The sequence below is a fragment of the Petroclostridium xylanilyticum genome (genome assembly GCF_002252565.1).
GTDB lineage: Bacteria > Bacillota > Clostridia > SK-Y3 > SK-Y3 > Petroclostridium > Petroclostridium xylanilyticum.
In genome coordinates, this window is the sequence record NZ_NPML01000012.1 from 46430 (window position 1) to 63158 (window position 16729).

The following is a 16729-nucleotide window of genomic DNA, read 5'->3' on the forward strand; positions in this document are numbered from 1 at the left end:
TAATTCTCAATTATCATTCTTACTTTTTCTCAGCGCTTCCCAGATACCATTTAAATACACCGCTCCTAAAGCTCTGTCATAAAGGCCGTAACCCGGTCTGCCGGTCTCTCCCCATATCATTCTTCCATGGTCAGGTCTCATTGGCCCATCAAATCCAGATTCGTAAAATGCCTTTAATATTTCATACATATCCAATGAGCCATCTTCACTTCTATGGGCAGACTCTTCAAAGCACTTCTCGCCCGTAATCTTGATATTTCTGCAATGTGCAAAATGTATTCTTCCCTTTTTACCGAAGTAGCGGATTATTTCGGGCATATCATTTGCAGGGTTAACACCTAAAGAACCGATACATAAAGTTAATCCGTTATTAGGACTATCAACCAGGTTGATAAATCTTTCCAGGTTTTCTTTATTTGTAATAATTCTTGGCAACCCAAAAATTGACCACGGTGGATCATCCGGATGGATGGCCATCTTGATTCCAACTTCATCTGCCACCGCAATAACATGCTTTAGGAAGTAGCGGAGATTCTCCCACAAATCTTCTTCTGTTATATTTTGATATTGTTCCAAAAGTGCTTTTAATCCATCTTTTGTATAGCTTGAATCCCATCCTGGCAATGACAAATCACCTGTTAAAGGATTCATTTTCTGCACTGTTTCTTCATTGTAAATTAAGCAAGTAGAACCATCCGGTAATTTGTAATTCAGATCAGAACGTGTCCAGTCAAAAACAGGCATGAAATTATAGCATACCACACCTACACCTGCTTGTGCCAAATTTCTTAATGTCTGCTGATAGTTTGCAATATACCTGTCTCTTGTTGGAAGTCCTAATTTAATATCTTCATGGACCGGTACACTCTCGATAACTTCTAAAGTTAATCCATGAGCTTCAACCTTATTTTTTAATGCAAAGATTTTTTCCAGGGGCCATACTTCACCTACCGGTACGTCATAAATAGCAGAAACAATACCCGTTACCCCTGGAATTTGCCTGATATGGCTCAGCGTTACCGGATCACTGTCACCATACCATCTAAATGTCATTTTCATTTTTCTCACCCCACAATTTCAACTTTGTTTGTTTACCAAACAAACTATCAATTTAAATTTAACATTTCTTTTGAAAAAATGCAAGCTTGTTTTACATTAAATTTATTAAAGTTATTATATCGATAACCAATATTAAAGTTAAAAATAAATTAATGTAGTTATCGATGAAATTAATCAACTTTAAACTCATAATATTTTGTTTTAAAGTTAGTTAATTATAAAAATATTCTTAATGCTTAGAATAACATTTTACCATCCACTTATTCATATTCTTTCATAAGCCTTAAATCTGAAATATTCAAGAAGCTGCTTATCGCGATAGCACTGGCTCCCAATGCACATGCATCCTTACCCAGTTTTGAATAAAGAATTCGTCTGTAGTCATTCATGCTGGATGATAAATTATTTTTTATGTCCTCTATAACTTTTGGATATATACTAATTAATTCACTATTAATAATAATTGTTTCGGGATTAAAGGTATTAATTACATTATTAATTCCTCTGCTGAGGTTTTTAGACAGCTCTTTAAGTAAATCTAAAGTCACCCTATCCTGTTCATCGATCCATCGTTTAACATTTTCAAAAGAGCAGCCATCCATATTTTTTTTAGCTGCCAGATTTTCTAAAAAAGACCTTTCTGATGCGTACAATTCCCAGCAGCCATAATTCCCGCAGCTGCATCTTTTCCCATTTTCGTTAATAATCATATGCCCAACTTCTCCGGCAAAACCATTGTATCCTCTATAAACAGCATTATTAATAATAATACCCAGGCCTATTCCGGAAGAAATTGTTAAACATAATATATTTTGATCATCAACGCAAAAAGTTTTTTCTGCATATGCACATAAATTTGTATTGTTATCAATAAAGACGGGTATATTAAATTCATCTGACAGATAACTTTTCAAATCTACATTTTTCCAATTTGAATGGGTAGCAAAAACTATCTTTTCATTTTTATCTACTATACCGTGAATACCTATACTGATCCCAATCACACCATACCTGGAAGGTGGCACACTGTCGATTAATAATTGAATCTTTTCTTTTAAAATTTTTTTAGTCTCTTCAAAAGACGATGTATTCATTTTAATACAACGTCTGGTTATTATATTTCCTTTTAAATCTGTAAGCAACAAATTAATATTATCTACATCCAAATCAATGCCTATTGCATACGCAACACTTTTATTCAAGCTTAGCAAAATAGGTTTTCGCCCACCTGTAGATATGTCAAACGTTGTTTCAATTACTATCCCATCCTCTAATAACTCTGCGATCTGTGATGTAACAGTAGCTTTATTCAATCCGGTAATTTTAGACAACTGAGCACGGGATATACTTCCATTTTCAATGATCTTCTCAAGTATAATCTTGCGATTTAAATTTTTTATCAGATTATAATCTCCTGTATTCAATGCATCCACTCCATCATTTAAAATATTGATTCATTATAATGAGCGAAGTTTAAAATTCAATATTTCCTTAATACAAACTTCGCGAATTTCATCGATACATCGATAACTACCTTAATTTATTTATAATTTTAAAGTGAGTTATCGATATTTTTAATATTAATAAAAGGTTTAACAAAATGCAATAATCTGTTTACTCTTTTATATCAGCCGTTTTTACCAACAATTTGCCAACGGGAAATGAAAGAATAAATATAATAGAAATAACAATACTTATAATAATTCCCAGTTGATACATTTTGACAAGACCGAGATTATCTATAACCCATCCTCCGCCGTAGCTCGCAATAATTCCGCCGATTCCCGCAAAAATAGCTGAAGCAAAAGTCTGTGCAAAAGCCTTTAATTCCTGTGGTGCATGTGAATCAATATAATATACCGTCCCGGCTAAAAACAGTGCAAAGGAAGGTCCCTGGAGGGATTGGATTAAAATCGCATGAATAGGTGCAGTAGCTATGGAAAACAGCAATTGCCTTATAGTAAAAAAAATCGTTGATAGCAATATCATCTGAACAGGTTTAAATTTTTGGGTAAGGTATTTGGAAAACAAAAAAATAGGTGCTTCGCATAAAGCCATCACCGAATAGGCAATACCCAGTTCTACTTTACTACCACCTAATTCTTCTATAAGTTTTGGCATAAAGATAAAGGCACTTCTATGAGGTATAAAAAGAACTGTAGCAAAAATCAAAAAGACGATGTAGTAATAGTTTTTAAAAAGCTTTCCTACTTTTAAATGTGCAAATGAAACAGATACTACCGGTTTATCAGTCTTGATTTTTATACATATTAAAATGGTCAATACTGCAAATATTGCATAAGATGGAAATAATATATTAATTGAAAAAATATTCGTCATTTTCCCAAAAATATAAACCATGATTGCAAAGCCTATGGACCCCCATAACCTTACACTCCCATAGGATATGCTTTCTTCTGATTTTGTACCCTGTACCACCCAGCTATCCAGCAAAGGAGCCATAGAACTTTCAAAAAACGTTAAAACAGCCAGAACTATACCAATAATAAAAGCCGAATTATAAAGAGGGACAGATAAGTATATACAAGCTGATACTGTAAGTAATATAATGAAAACTTTTTTTACAGATTGCAGCCAATCACTTACCATCCCCCAAAAGGGTTGGGCAAATACCAAAACAAAGGAATTAACTGCCATGATCATACCGATAGTAGTGTTGTTATACCCTTTGCTGCTTAGATAAACAACAACAAATGGATAGTAGGCAGCACACATTATCCAAAAAAAGAACTCTAAACTTGCAAAATGTAATAATTTAGGGTTAAGTTGTTTAACAATGTTTCTCATATACATATCCTCCATGGGTTAAATGCGGGAATTCTTTATCAATGAAATAATATTAAAAGTTTGAGGATTTTCCAGATTATTTGCATTAATTTTAATTTTGTCTAATTATTCCCGGCTTATTAAATGTCAATTTCCTATCAAGTAATGTAAGAAAAACAAGAATGAGACCAGTATATACTGCAAGACTTGAAAAACCAGTAAACACTCCCAAATAGTCATTTGTCTTTCCTACTACCCAATTGGAGACCATATTTACACTTCCCGATACTGTAATAATAAATCCCATTACCGAACTTGTACCAACCGTAAATTCTTTCATTATGATGGCCATTACTGTTGGAAACATGATAGAAACAAAAAATCCCATCAGTGAAAATAAAAAAGCAAATTTATTATCGAGTATCAATCCGCCTATAAATAATACTATTGTAATAATAGTAAAATAAAATATGATTTGTACATAACCTAATTTTTCTGCCAGATAACCACCGACTAGCCTCCCTATTGTAAACGTGATAAAGAATAACGTTAGATAAAATGAACTATTGCCAGCATCCATTCCCCGAACCTGCTGTAAAAAGTTTACCAGCCAATTTCCCGTTCCCAGCTCTATGACTTCACAAAATCCTAGAACTCCTACAAAAAGCCATATTTTTTTACTGGAAATTAGATCCTTAAAAGATGCCTTATTGCGCGAATCTTCAAGTTTCCTTTGAGGAAAGGATGAGAAGCATAAGAAAATAAAAACCGAAACTATTAAAATCAGTGAATAGAAATAAGTATACTGCCAGGGTATATCCCTTATTAATATCCACCCCGCATATTTAGGTCCAGCTGATGAACCTAGTCCATAAAAGAGATGCATCAAATTCATCATTACTGCAGAATTTCTAACAAAAATTTGTGCTCCTAATGAATTCACAGTAACTTCAAAGCATCCAAAGCCTGCATTAACCAGGAAAAACAAGATAACAACAGCAATGAACGATTTAGTAAAAATAAAAGATATACAAGCCAAAATAGTTAAAAGAAAACCGAATATAAGCACCTTCTTTTGCCCGAACTTATCTCCGGCAAATCCTCCTACCAAAGTTGTGCCAAGATATCCTAATGATGATACTAAAAGCATAATTCCGATACTGCCATAGGTTACATTAAATTGTTCCCGTATTGGGGGTATAACTGTTCCCTTAATATTCTCAATGAATCCGAAAATAATCATACACAGAAAAGTAAGTAAAATAAGATAGCTGTTATTCTTGTAATGCTGCATTCATTCCTTCCCCCTGTTCTCCGGTTGTTTTACATAAAAACTCCTTATATATCTCCCTTTTATTTACTATTTTTTAATTTTATAAAAGCAGTAAAGTCTGCAACTTCATCTTTTCTATTTTATCTATGATTGTAGAGGCACTTTTTCAGCAGTTTCGAACTTCCATGCTCAATTTTACTATCTTTTTTCTATAAGCTCCACTGCAATTTTTGCATTTTCCAGGGCTTTTTCCTTTAGCCTGACAATATTTTTCTCCAATTCTGCTTTTATTTCATGCCTGCGGTTCCATACGTCATCTACCATTTGTTTTAACCTGTCAAACTGCAGTTGGTTTACATGGCCTGCTGATGTGTGCCCTATATGTTTCATAAAACCTTCTACCTTAGGTTCATATACAAGCCCAATAACGGGAATCCCGAAAGTAGCAGCATAAATTAGAGCATGCAGCCTCATTCCTATTATTAAATCCATTTTCTTTATGATTCCCAGCATGTGCGGTACACTATACTTATTCTTTATAACATACGCTTTTCCCTTCATTCTGGAAACGATATTCTTTGCAATGGAAAGATCCCGTGGATAATGCATGGGAATAAAAACAGGCTTTATATGATACGTATCAATCATATAATCAGCAATTCCGGCAATGATATCTTCAAAACCTGTTTCACATTCATTCCAATCTCTCAGTGAAAACCCTACTAAAGGACTGGATAAGTTTATTCCCTCCTTCTCAAATATACGGATTATTTCATCATCTTCCACCGCTTCCAATGTTAAAGCCGGGTCAGCTGTCACCTTAATCTGAGGTCGGTCAATTCGTAAATTATCCAGTTCCCGTTTGGACATTTCCTCTCTTAGTGTGATGACATCTACCTGGTTGATAATCTTTTGAGTAAGCCTCCGGTTAAAGTCTTTTTTGATTGGACCTATTCCATTGGCATAAACCATTACCTTCATCCCCATCTTTTTTGCCAGCCATATGGTGCTTAAATAATACATCAGCGATCTCGTACTTGTAATATCCTGAATAAGGCTTCCTCCACCGTTTATGAATAATTTTGAATGTTTCATGGCCCACAGAATTTGAAACAAATTAAAACGATTTATGGAATCTACCCCGTAAATTCTTCTGGTTTCTGCAGGGTTCATGGACAGCACCATAATTTTTATGTCTTTTTTATACATGCGAAGGTTATTAATAATAGCCATTAGGATAGCATCATCACCACTATTTTTAAATCCATAATATCCGGAAATAATTACGTCGTACATAGGTTTGTCCCCTTTTGTTAAAGTCTTATTATACAACTTAAAACATGCATCTATAGCTAACAATAAATTTGCTGTATTTGACTAGTTCACGGTTCACAGTTCACAGTAAATAAATCCAGCACGTCAATCTGTGAACAGTGAACTGTGAACTATGAATTTATATGTTATTTTAACAGTTTTAAATAAACTTCGATATTATCCCGAACCATTCGCTTGACTGAATATCTTTCTTCTATCACCTGTTTTCCTAAAATACCCAGCTGCTTCCTTCTCTCTTTATCCATCTCATTTAAAACCTTTAGAATATCTTTCTTTAACGTCTGACTATCCGACTTTCTCTCCCCGCGGCATGTAAAATTGCTATTGACCGCACTGGACAGCTTATCTTCATCAAATATGCCTATATAGCCTTCATTTCCCGCTAAAATGACTGGTTTTTGGGCAGACATTGCTTCAAGGGCTGACCTGCTGACTCCAATAAATACATCAGCAAGAGAAACAAATTTGTTAATATCGGTACGTCCGCCCGTCATAATAATGGTGCGGCGTCCTAGTTTTTTATTTATTCCCTGTGTCTTTTCCTGCAACTGGTGAAATACATTTCCTCCACCTACAATCACCACTTCCAGATTACTGATTTCCTTCACCAACTCAGGAACTATTTCAACCAATTGGAACGCTACTTCACTTCTATCGCTGTCTAATCTACTGATGTATACAATGCGTGTACTGTTCTCGTTGAGACCAAATTCTTTTTTTACATCAGAAGCATCAATACGGGATGAAAATTTTTCAGTATCAATACCATTGATGGTAACCTTTATATTGCTTTCATCAATTTTGTAATTTTTAATAAGGTACTTTTTTATATCCTCACTTACCGCGATTGTCTTCTGTCCCCATTTTGTAATATATTTCAATCCCCAGCCTGTATTAAACACCCAGTGCGCCGTTGTCACAAAGGAAAAATGCATCTGGTTATGTAGTATATTGCATATGAATGCCGGAATTCTGGCATGTGCATGAACCAGGTCAATTTTCTCATCCTTAATGATTTTCTTTAACAAAGAATAAGACCTGATAACGTTATGAGGCTTCTTATTATGCAGCGGGACATGATAATGTTTAATACCACTGTCTATAAGCTCCTTCTCATAGACACCTCCATTGGATGCTACAATAATGTTAAAACCTTCCTTTTGCAACCCTTTGGCAAGCTCTACGACATGCGTTTCCGCTCCCCCTATCTCAAGGCCCATTAGTGCTAATAAAATATTGTAATTTTTCTGCATTACTATTGCCTCCACTTGAAAATAAGAATTATATTAAAAAACTTATAAATAAATATTCTGCTTAGTACTGTAATTTCATTATATGCTAAATATCTCAATACATCAATATCTGTATTTAAGAAACATGTAACCACGGGAATGATCCTAATGCTTCGAATAGTAACAGAAGTGTAATTTAATGTTAACATAAATGTAAATTTTGGTATACCATCTACTATATACATCAAGGTTTAAGTATTATATAATAAACTGGAAAGGGGGTATGTTTTCATAAATTTAACCATTTTTTCTGTTCAGAGGGAACTAATAAAATTTTAATACCGTCTTTTATAATATATATTTTTAAGAAAGGGTTTTACATATGAAATCAAATAAAGTAGTTTTACTATTACTTCTGACTGTATTTTTTGCTTTTAATGTTTTCACGACTGCATTTGCCGGTACAGGCGATATCATTATCTATGAAAAGATTACCGAAGATATCATTACAAAAGGAGTTACCAGAAAAAATATTGTAAGGTTCACCAATAATGGTTGGCTCAATATCGATGTAATCACTGCAGACCTTAACGAAAAATATTTGAATGTAGATTTGTTGACAGATCAGCACGGCATAAACTATCTGGATAACGTCTTAAACATGGCTGAACAAAATAATGCGGTAGCTGCCATCAATGCAGATTTTTTTCAGAAACTGCGCGGTACAAGCAACAGGGGAAACCCCATCGGGCCCATCGTTAAAAATGGCCAACTGCTGTCCAGCCCGGCGCAGGAAGAAAAAATGGCTGTAATATCAGTGAACAGCTTTCAAAACATTCTCTTGAATTATTGGGAATCACAAATTACCATTACTGCCCCTAACGGCAAGACTGCAAAGGTAAAGCATATTAATAAATATGACCCGCTGGATTCCATAGTAATTTATGACCGCAACTGGGGACCCCAATCCCTGGGCTCTTACAATAATATTGTAGAAGTGGTTGTTGAAAATAACATCGTAAAAGAAATCAGAAGGGAAAAACCTCCGGTAGATATTCCCCAGAATGGCTATATCATCACCAACCTTCCGGAGTACGACCCCTTTCTCATTGAAAATTTAAAAGTAGGTGACACAGTAAAACTGGATATTTCAATTAACCCTGACGTTAAAAATCTTGCCATGGCTGCAGGCGGAGGCACAATCCTGGTTAAGGACGGAAAAGTAGTTCCATTTACCCATGATATTAAAGGGCTGCATCCCCGTAGTGCACTTGGCACTGACGCTACCGGCAAAATCCTATATATGGTTACTGTGGATGGACGTCAAATAAAAAGTAAAGGGATGACTCTTGAAGAATTAGCACAGTTGTTGATCAATCTAGGCATTAAAAACGCCATTAACCTTGATGGCGGAGGTTCTACCACACTTGTAGCCAAATCCTTGGGTGACAATAAACTTAAGGTGATAAACAACGTTTCAGACGGTTCCCTCCGGAATGTAATCAATGCAATAGGAATAAAGTCCTCTGCACCAAAAACAAGTATTGGAGGCCTTATCATTGAGACAGCGGATAAAAATGTCTTTGTAAATACCTCCAGGGCTTTTACCGTGAAGGCGTACGATCAAAACTATAATCCTGTAAGCATCGATATAAATAAAGTTAAGTGGAGTGCAAGTGGTTTACAGGGAAAATTTGTAGGAAATGTTTTCTATCCTACCAGTGTCGGCTCCGGTATCATCAAGGCAACATATGAAAATGTCGATGCTACCCATGAACTTAATGTATTGAGCTCTCCGGTGTCCATTACGCTCAATACCAAGTATCTTAATATGTCTGCAGGTGATGCTGTAAAACTGTCAATTACGGGTAAAAATCGTTTTGGATATGCTGCCTCTATTTCCCTATCCGATGTTAAATGGGATATCCCGGGACAAATAGCGGCTATCTCAAACGATACCATTAAAGCATTAAAAGAAGGTTCCGGTATTTTAACAGCCACCCTGGGTGAGGTAAATACCCATGCTTCTATTGCTGTCGATTCAGGAGGAGTGGTAGATGGTTTTGAAAAGAACAATGGAAGTTTTCTGGCTTATCCAGCCTACGTTGAAGGAAATTATAGCCTGTCATCTGAACAGAAAAGAAGCGGAAACTATTCCGGTAAACTTACCTTTGATTTTACATCGGACCAAACGGAATCCAAAGCGGTGTATTTTAAGCTTAACAATGATGGACTGACCATCAACCCGGGTGTAAGTAAAATAGGACTATGGGTTTACGGCAGCAGCTATATGAATCACTGGCTGCGTGGAGAAATCCGTGATTCAGCAAACAAACCTTACCGGATCAATTTTACCAGCAAAATCGACTGGGATGGCTGGAAATATGTAGAAGCACAGATTCCTGCTGACATTTCACACCCTATAAAATTAACTCGGTTATATGTGGTCCAGGTTGACCCTGAGGTTAAAAATAAAGGTTCCGTTTATTTCGATGATCTTACTTTCGTTTATGGTGGGGATAAGGCAGTAGCAGTACTGCCCGAAGATAAAAAAATTCCTGATGAGTTAAATAAACCTTCCACACTGTTAAAAGGAGATAAAAACTTCCGTTTCTCAGTGTTTGGAAATACGATCAGCAGGAAGACGCTTTTAGAAAATATTATCATGAGTAAAGTAGTTACTACCTTTAATAAAAATACCAGTTTATCCGCTTTTGTAGGAAATATTGATACGAAAACCGTTGCCGGACTAAATACACCTACCCTTTTTACCAGTGGTTACTATATGTTTGATTTTAAAGGAAGTACGTTCTTGCATCTGGATAATTCAAATGATGGCTTTAGAAAAACCGATTCAAACCAATGGATATGGTTCAAAAATTCCATAGAAAATATTAAGAATAAGAACGTATTTATCTTCCTGCCTAAACCCCTGACTGGTAAGAATGGCTTTACTGATGTGTATGAGGCACAGCTTTTTAAAGATATGCTGACAGAGCAGCTTGCTAAAAAAGGCAAGTCGGTCTTTGTTTTCTACAATGATGAGAATACGGCCAGCGATATGGATAGGGGAGTAAGATATATCAGCACACCTGGCATAAAGGAGGTAGATACTAATAATATTATTAATCTTGTGAAAGATTATAAGTATATCCTGGTTACCGTTAACGGAGATGAAGTAAGCTATGAAATTAAGAATTTATTTGAGTAAAAAGATAGCATGTGCACTCGCACATGCTATCTTTTTATCCTCTCATTGTCCGCCTATTTTCTTTACATCCATTACTCTTGTCTCCACTGCAATAAGCCTGGTTTTCAGCTTCAGATCTGAACCTCTTTTAATTTCCCTGGTCCCGTTTGCAAAATACCCATAATCATTTTCTACCCCGGGAGTTTCAATGGTTACAATAACAGTATAACGGTCAGGCTTTTCAGCCTCCACATAAGTCCCGTCGGTCTTGACAATATAATCCTTTGCGGGTTGTATTTCCTTGCTTATAATTTTCCCCATGGAGTTGCCCGTTTCATCATCAAAAATCGCTGCCCCCTCTTCTATCGCATCTACTGACGCCTTTCGTACATCCTTTACCTGAACCTGGTACTGAATTGTATCAAATTGAGCAACCGATCTTCCCTTTCTAACCAGAAAGAATTTATAATAGGTACCGCTGACCGCAGCAAGGATCAACAGTACTACAACAATATCTACTATGCTAACCTTTCCAAAAATCCTGCCTTTATCATCAATGAACACTGAAATTCCTCCTCTCACTGCTGTTCATATCTTATTCCTATAATAAAAGATGCACCGGCATATCCCTTGCCTTTTACATACAATCTTTGTCCTACTTTGATCTCTACACCTTCTGCCAATATGCTGTCAGGAGTAACGGCTCCATTTGCTTCTAAGGTTAAAATAACATCATATGCATTAGGAATTTCCACTTTTTCAAATTTACCTTTTTCTAAATTCTTGGTTACATCAGTTGCCGGCAAGACCTGTTTTTTTACTACCTTGCCTAAGTAGTTGCCTTTTATGCTTTCACGTATTTCGTCTCCAACTTTGATGACATCCGCAAATTCCTTAGTCTGAGCCTTTATTTCAACATCATACTGCACTTTTCTACTTAACTCTTCACCTGGTCCACTTTTTGCAAAGTATTTTATATAAATCCCAGCAGCTGCTGAAAAAATGACCAGTACAATAAGCAAATCAATAAGGCTGATCATGCCAAATAGTCTACCTTTACTATCAATAAAAGACATATATTTTCCTCCTAATTCATAATAAGTTCTTCATAGGTTTTTTCAATTTTTTTTGTCATGGCCTGCGCTGTAAAGTGTTCTTCCATAAATTTTTTTCCTCTCATTCCCATCTGTTCCCTCAGCTTATCATCTTCGACCAGTTTTAATATCGCCTCTGCTAACTTGGGAACATCTTTAACCGGTACCAGCAGGCCATTCTGCCCATCCAAAACCACCTCAGGATTTCCCCCTGTATTGGTTGCTATACACGGTTTTCCTACGCTCATTCCTTCTATTAATGAAAGGCATAAGGCCTCTGAGAGAGACGAAATCACATTAATATCTATAATGTTCATTATTTTACCTACATCTTGAATGTGTCCTGTAAAAATTACTTTTTCTTCAAGCCCCAGGCTTTTTACCTGTTTTTTCAATTCTTCCTCCCTTGACCCCGTACCCACAATAAGAAATTTTGCTCTTTTATTCTTATCAACCACTAAATGAGCTGCTTCTATAAAATAGCAGTGCCCTTTTATTTCCTCCAACCGTGCTACAATTCCTACTACAACATCGTCAGGCTTAATATTCCATTTCGCCCTTATCTTTTCCCTTTCAGTGAGAGGAATTATGTCCAGCTTTTCTACCCCATTGTGTATTACTGTAATCCTATGCTCCGGAATTCCGGAGGCAATCAAATTTTCTTTTGCCGCCTGGGCAACGGCAATAATTTTATGGCTCAACAGCGTATTAACTGCTGCAATGATATCTCTTTTTACACCTTTTTCTATATCCTGATCTATACAGTGCTTGGTGTGAATAATAGCTTTCACCCCTGCCATCCTGGCTGCTATTCTTGCCGAGAGGCTGGCATGAGTATGGACAACCTGGGTCCTTTCTCTTTTAACAATTTTATACAAAGCCTTAATAGATTGTATATCAAAAGACCGGTCAGCCATCCCCGGAACTTCAAATGATTCTATTTTAAGTTCTTCAATTTTACTTTTTAATAAACTTCCTTGAGGTAAAACAACTTTCACTAAAAACTTTTCCCTGTCAACATATTTCAAAAAATTAAGCAGCCACCTGCCTGCCCCGCCAATATTTGTATCACTTAGCACATGAATGACCTTTATCATTATTTTACACCTCAAACTCTTTAAAAACTAAGCAGTATACTGCAACACTATTCTCACTGTAAATCGTGAACCGTGAACTGTGAACTATTTACTGCCAATTTATGCGCAGTCATACCCAAGGATATCACAATCCAAAACGTCAGCATCACACGGTAATTATACCATATATTATCTACCAGTCCCTGGAATAGGTATCCGGCTAATCCTGCACAAAGGGCAATCATTATGGTGGAGAGAAACTGGTCCTTTGTCCTCCAATAGGATGACAGTATACTTTTGTAAAACATAAAAAGAAGCAATAAAAATGATATAAATCCTACAATACCTGTCTCCACCAGCAGCTGAATGTATATATTATGCGCATGTAGTGCAAAGGCCGCTCCGGATAACGCATATCTTGGATATATCTTAATAAAAGCATCGCTGCCCAATCCTATCCCTGATGGCCAGTAATCTTTTACAATTTTTAGTGAGCCAAGCCATACTGAAAGTCGATACGCTGATGAAGAATCCTTGAGATTTCCTATACTTGTAAATCGGTTAATGATGGTTGCGGGTAAAGCAAAAGGCAGCATAAGCGCACCTACAATGCCCAGTGTCACAAGCCTCTTATCTCTTAACACTGCAAATATGCCTAATGCCAGCATCAGCCCCAGCCATGAACCTCTGGAGTATGTAAAGATAAGACATACTCCCATAATAATGGCAATACCGCCGAAAATTAAACGATAAAACCAACCTTTTTTTGCCCACATTAATGCAATAGAAATAGGGATTAATAGCACCAAATACTCACCCAGCACATTAGGGTTGTCAAAGCTGGAGTAAACCCTTGCTTTTATATTTTTGAACATCTCTTTGTCAATCCAGGACTGGGTAGTAGGTCCCCCTGCATAATACTGATAAATTCCATATAATCCGACAATAAAACCTGCAAAAACAAACAGCACAATTAAGGCATTAAGCTGTGCGGAATTTTTTATGGTATTTACAAATATCATATAAAACAGCAAAAAAGAAACGTAGACCAATGCAATAAAAACACTGCTCCTGGGTGCGAAAGATGTTATGCTGCTATATACAATCATTCCGCCAAACAAAACCATAGGCAGGTCCAGGGGCGTATTTTTTAAAGTATAATTCTTGTTTAATAGTAATTTGATAACAAAAGAAAAAAGACTTAGTATTATCAATCCGACCAGCTGCATTGTTTGCAAAAAAGGAGTTAAAACAACAACCAGAAATACTCCTATTTCTACCTTCCATAAGATGCAAACTGCTACTGCCAGGCCCCCGGCCACCTTTATGAAAGATGTAATGGGAAGCATAAAGCCCAAGACGCCTAATACCATACCGATAAATACAGCAGTGATTTCAATTTTATTTTTATTTACAGCCTGTATCATATTTCATCCCACCTGATTTCTAAAAAAACTACCTATCAACTGTGCTAAGCTACTTCCTGAATACAAAGCTTTTAATGGCTTATCAATGAGTATAAGAATCAAAGATACAACAAGTAGTAATACCCTTAGCATGATAGATTTTAAATCATTTACTCTTAACAGTATCCATAATATTCCTTCGGTCAGTGAAAACGCCAGCAGCATCAGTCCATAAACTTTTGTACTGAAAGCGAAAACATTGCTTAAAAATTCAGCCAGAGAATTTAAAACAATACTGCCCCTTATGCCATCGCCTAAAGGTTTCGCCCATTTGTTTGACAGATACCTGATGATTGCCAAAGGTAAGGTAACTACCTTATGCATAAAACTGCTTGTCCACCACTTTCGTTCCCTTTCACTTTTGAGAAAAAAACGTATCAACGCGCTGTTTTGCAATGCCTGTGAAAAAAATTGTGGCATAGAAGCAAATATATCATGCACTCTACTGTATTGATAATATCTGCTCCACTTATTAAAAACTACTCGAAAAAATCGAAAAAATAAACTTTCCTGCAATCTATTCACACCCTTTTAAATCTATCTCTAATTATGTCCAGAGCAATTTTAGCTTCTTTAACACCCAAAATAAGCGTTAATACTGCATACACCAGCATTCCTACCAAACCTGTAAGGCTTAGATTCAGTATTTGCTTTAGTAGTGTATTATCTCCCAATATGCTGCCTGCAAATCTATGGGTTGCCGCCGCTATTACACCCATAATAAGCGAAGCAGCAGCAATTTTCCCTAAATCGTAGAATACCAGGGAATTAATGATACCCCCAACTCTTTTATTGATGAAAGCAGCTAAGGTAATAGAAATTGTGATAGCAGCAATGGACGCTGCCAAAGCCAGCCCCCCGATTCCCATATACTGCACCAGTATAAAACTTAACACAATATTTAATGTGATGCCTGCTACACCGATTTTCATAGGGGTAGAAGCATCGTGTAAAGCATAAAAAGCTTTATTCATAATTTCCTGAATCCCAAAACCTACCATCCCCAGTGAATAGTACAGCAACGCCGTAGAAGTCAATTGGGTAGAAAGTGAGTCAAAAGCACCCCTCTCATAAATGAACCGAACCATGGCGGTTCTTAAAATAATAAAGCCAACCATTAAGGGAAAAATGAAATATATGACTGCTCTAAGGGCAGTATTTAATGTTTTTGCAAACTCTTCTTTATTATTCGCGGCGTTCATTCTGGAAAGGGAAGGAAAAATCACATTCCCGAGGGCATAGGTAAAGACGCCTATAACAATAATATAAGTTCTATTCGCATAATCCAAAGCCGCCACTGCCTCCCCCCGGTTCAGATAGGAAGCCAATCGGATATTCACCATTGCATTAATAGGCTGGACCCATGTACTAATGAGAATAGGAATAATGAGCATCGATACTCTTTTTATCCCTTCACTGGTAAAGCTAATAACCGGCCGGTAAGAATACCCCTTTTTTATAAGAAAAGGTATCTGCACAATTACCTGTGCAAGCCAGGCAAACAGCATTGTTAGTGCTAAGCCAAATATCCCAAAATGCTTAACCAGGAAAAGAAAATAAAAAATAACAATCCCATTGGATATCAAACTAATGGCAGCAGGAACATTAAACTCGTTAAAAGATTGCAATATTCCTACAAACGCATAGGCAATACCCGTAAAAATAATCATGGGAAACAAAATCTGAACCAATTGCACTGTTAAAGCATATGTTTTTTCATCCAGCCCGGCCGCAATAATATTTACCCATTGCCTGGAAAATATGATTCCAATTAAAGTTATAAAACTGGATACCAATATAATGATATTTAAAAATTGGTTTGAAAACTCAACCGCCGCATCCTTATCTCCACGCTCCAGGTATTGATTAAAAACCGGAATAAAAGTGGAAGAAATAGCAGCCCCCAGCCCCAGGTCAAAAAACAGAAGAGGGATGCGGCTGGCAGTTAAAAAAGCCACCGCTTCCATGCCTGTCCCATATTGGCCTGCCAGAAGGATATCTCTCACCATTCCAAGAATTTTAGCTGCAAGTGTCGCAAAAATCATAAAGCTGACGGTTCTGACAGTATTTTTTGTTGTTAACATAACTCCCCTGCTCTACTATATATTATATTATATATAAGTTTAATCAAAAGTTAATACTATAGACTATATCGGACTTTTTCAGTGGTTTCGAACCGTCCCCATGTCATGCTCCTGAACGATTCTGTAAAATCTT

13 protein-coding genes are annotated in these 16729 nt (G+C 36.4%); 1 reads left to right on the plus strand and 12 read right to left on the minus strand.

The genetic code is table 11. From position 1 onward, the window contains the following. Positions 1 to 6 precede the first annotated feature (6 nt). From uxuA to CIB29_RS07170, 6 genes are all read right to left on the minus strand, one after another. Complete coding sequence (gene uxuA, locus CIB29_RS07145; RefSeq protein WP_094548222.1) at positions 7 to 1059, minus strand: mannonate dehydratase; 1053 nt, start codon at positions 1057 to 1059, stop codon at positions 7 to 9. A 260-nt stretch (positions 1060 to 1319) separates the two neighbouring features. Then, positions 1320 to 2483 carry an ROK family transcriptional regulator gene (locus CIB29_RS07150; protein WP_157910234.1) on the minus strand — a complete coding sequence of 388 codons (1164 nt, stop codon included), beginning with the start codon at positions 2481 to 2483 and terminating at the stop codon, positions 1320 to 1322. Positions 2484 to 2673: 190 nt separating this feature from the next. Then, the gene (locus CIB29_RS07155; RefSeq protein WP_157910235.1) at positions 2674 to 3867 is read right to left on the minus strand and encodes an MFS transporter; all 1194 of its coding nucleotides are present in this window, start codon (positions 3865 to 3867) and stop codon (positions 2674 to 2676) included. A 91-nt stretch (positions 3868 to 3958) separates the two neighbouring features. Further along, positions 3959 to 5140, minus strand: coding sequence for an MFS transporter (locus tag CIB29_RS07160; protein WP_094548228.1), 1182 nt, complete (start codon positions 5138 to 5140; stop codon positions 3959 to 3961). 177 nt (positions 5141 to 5317) lie between these two features. Next, positions 5318 to 6415, minus strand: a complete 1098-nt coding sequence (csaB, locus tag CIB29_RS07165) for a polysaccharide pyruvyl transferase CsaB (RefSeq protein WP_094548230.1) — start codon at positions 6413 to 6415, stop codon at positions 5318 to 5320. Between the two features lie 164 nt (positions 6416 to 6579). Next, entirely contained in the window at positions 6580 to 7707 is a 1128-nt protein-coding gene (locus CIB29_RS07170; protein ID WP_094548232.1) for a glycosyltransferase, read from the minus strand. A 361-nt stretch (positions 7708 to 8068) separates the two neighbouring features. Here CIB29_RS07170 and CIB29_RS07175 point away from each other — a divergent pair, with 361 nt between their 5' ends. Then, entirely contained in the window at positions 8069 to 10897 is a 2829-nt protein-coding gene (locus CIB29_RS07175) for a phosphodiester glycosidase family protein (RefSeq protein WP_094548234.1), read from the plus strand. 42 nt (positions 10898 to 10939) lie between these two features. On the opposite strand, the gene CIB29_RS07180 is transcribed toward CIB29_RS07175, so the two are convergent. The 6 genes from CIB29_RS07180 to murJ all read right to left on the minus strand — a co-directional run bounded on the left by CIB29_RS07180 (position 10940) and on the right by murJ (position 16596). After that, positions 10940 to 11440 carry a DUF4330 domain-containing protein gene (locus CIB29_RS07180; RefSeq protein ID WP_157910236.1) on the minus strand — a complete coding sequence of 167 codons (501 nt, stop codon included), beginning with the start codon at positions 11438 to 11440 and terminating at the stop codon, positions 10940 to 10942. 14 nt (positions 11441 to 11454) lie between these two features. After that, on the minus strand, positions 11455 to 11952 hold the full coding sequence (locus CIB29_RS07185) for a DUF4330 domain-containing protein (RefSeq protein WP_094548238.1): 498 nt from the start codon (positions 11950 to 11952) through the stop codon (positions 11455 to 11457). A gap of 11 nt (positions 11953 to 11963) precedes the next feature. Beyond that, positions 11964 to 13067 carry a glycosyltransferase gene (locus tag CIB29_RS07190; RefSeq protein WP_094548240.1) on the minus strand — a complete coding sequence of 368 codons (1104 nt, stop codon included), beginning with the start codon at positions 13065 to 13067 and terminating at the stop codon, positions 11964 to 11966. Positions 13068 to 13120: 53 nt separating this feature from the next. Beyond that, positions 13121 to 14473, minus strand: coding sequence for an O-antigen ligase family protein (locus CIB29_RS07195; protein WP_094548242.1), 1353 nt, complete (start codon positions 14471 to 14473; stop codon positions 13121 to 13123). A 3-nt stretch (positions 14474 to 14476) separates the two neighbouring features. Then, on the minus strand, positions 14477 to 14932 hold the full coding sequence (locus CIB29_RS07200; protein WP_198543788.1) for a hypothetical protein: 456 nt from the start codon (positions 14930 to 14932) through the stop codon (positions 14477 to 14479). Between the two features lie 101 nt (positions 14933 to 15033). Continuing rightward, the gene (murJ, locus tag CIB29_RS07205) at positions 15034 to 16596 is read right to left on the minus strand and encodes a murein biosynthesis integral membrane protein MurJ (RefSeq protein ID WP_094548246.1); all 1563 of its coding nucleotides are present in this window, start codon (positions 16594 to 16596) and stop codon (positions 15034 to 15036) included. Positions 16597 to 16729 lie beyond the last annotated feature (133 nt).

What these genes read in the sequence shown, in the direction of transcription:
- uxuA (WP_094548222.1), bottom strand. Translation starts at nt 1,059, where the DNA reads ATGAAAATGACATTTAGATGGTATGGTGACAGTGATCCGGTAACGCTG.
- CIB29_RS07155 (WP_157910235.1), bottom strand. Translation starts at nt 3,867, where the DNA reads ATGAGAAACATTGTTAAACAACTTAACCCTAAATTATTACATTTTGCA.
- csaB (WP_094548230.1), bottom strand. Translation starts at nt 6,415, where the DNA reads ATGTACGACGTAATTATTTCCGGATATTATGGATTTAAAAATAGTGGT.
- CIB29_RS07190 (WP_094548240.1), bottom strand. Translation starts at nt 13,067, where the DNA reads ATGATAAAGGTCATTCATGTGCTAAGTGATACAAATATTGGCGGGGCA.
- CIB29_RS07170 (WP_094548232.1), bottom strand. Translation starts at nt 7,707, where the DNA reads ATGCAGAAAAATTACAATATTTTATTAGCACTAATGGGCCTTGAGATA.
- CIB29_RS07195 (WP_094548242.1), bottom strand. Translation starts at nt 14,473, where the DNA reads ATGATACAGGCTGTAAATAAAAATAAAATTGAAATCACTGCTGTATTT.
- CIB29_RS07160 (WP_094548228.1), bottom strand. Translation starts at nt 5,140, where the DNA reads ATGCAGCATTACAAGAATAACAGCTATCTTATTTTACTTACTTTTCTG.
- CIB29_RS07175 (WP_094548234.1), top strand. Translation starts at nt 8,069, where the DNA reads ATGAAATCAAATAAAGTAGTTTTACTATTACTTCTGACTGTATTTTTT.
- CIB29_RS07185 (WP_094548238.1), bottom strand. Translation starts at nt 11,952, where the DNA reads ATGTCTTTTATTGATAGTAAAGGTAGACTATTTGGCATGATCAGCCTT.
- murJ (WP_094548246.1), bottom strand. Translation starts at nt 16,596, where the DNA reads ATGTTAACAACAAAAAATACTGTCAGAACCGTCAGCTTTATGATTTTT.
- CIB29_RS07200 (WP_198543788.1), bottom strand. Translation starts at nt 14,932, where the DNA reads ATGCCACAATTTTTTTCACAGGCATTGCAAAACAGCGCGTTGATACGT.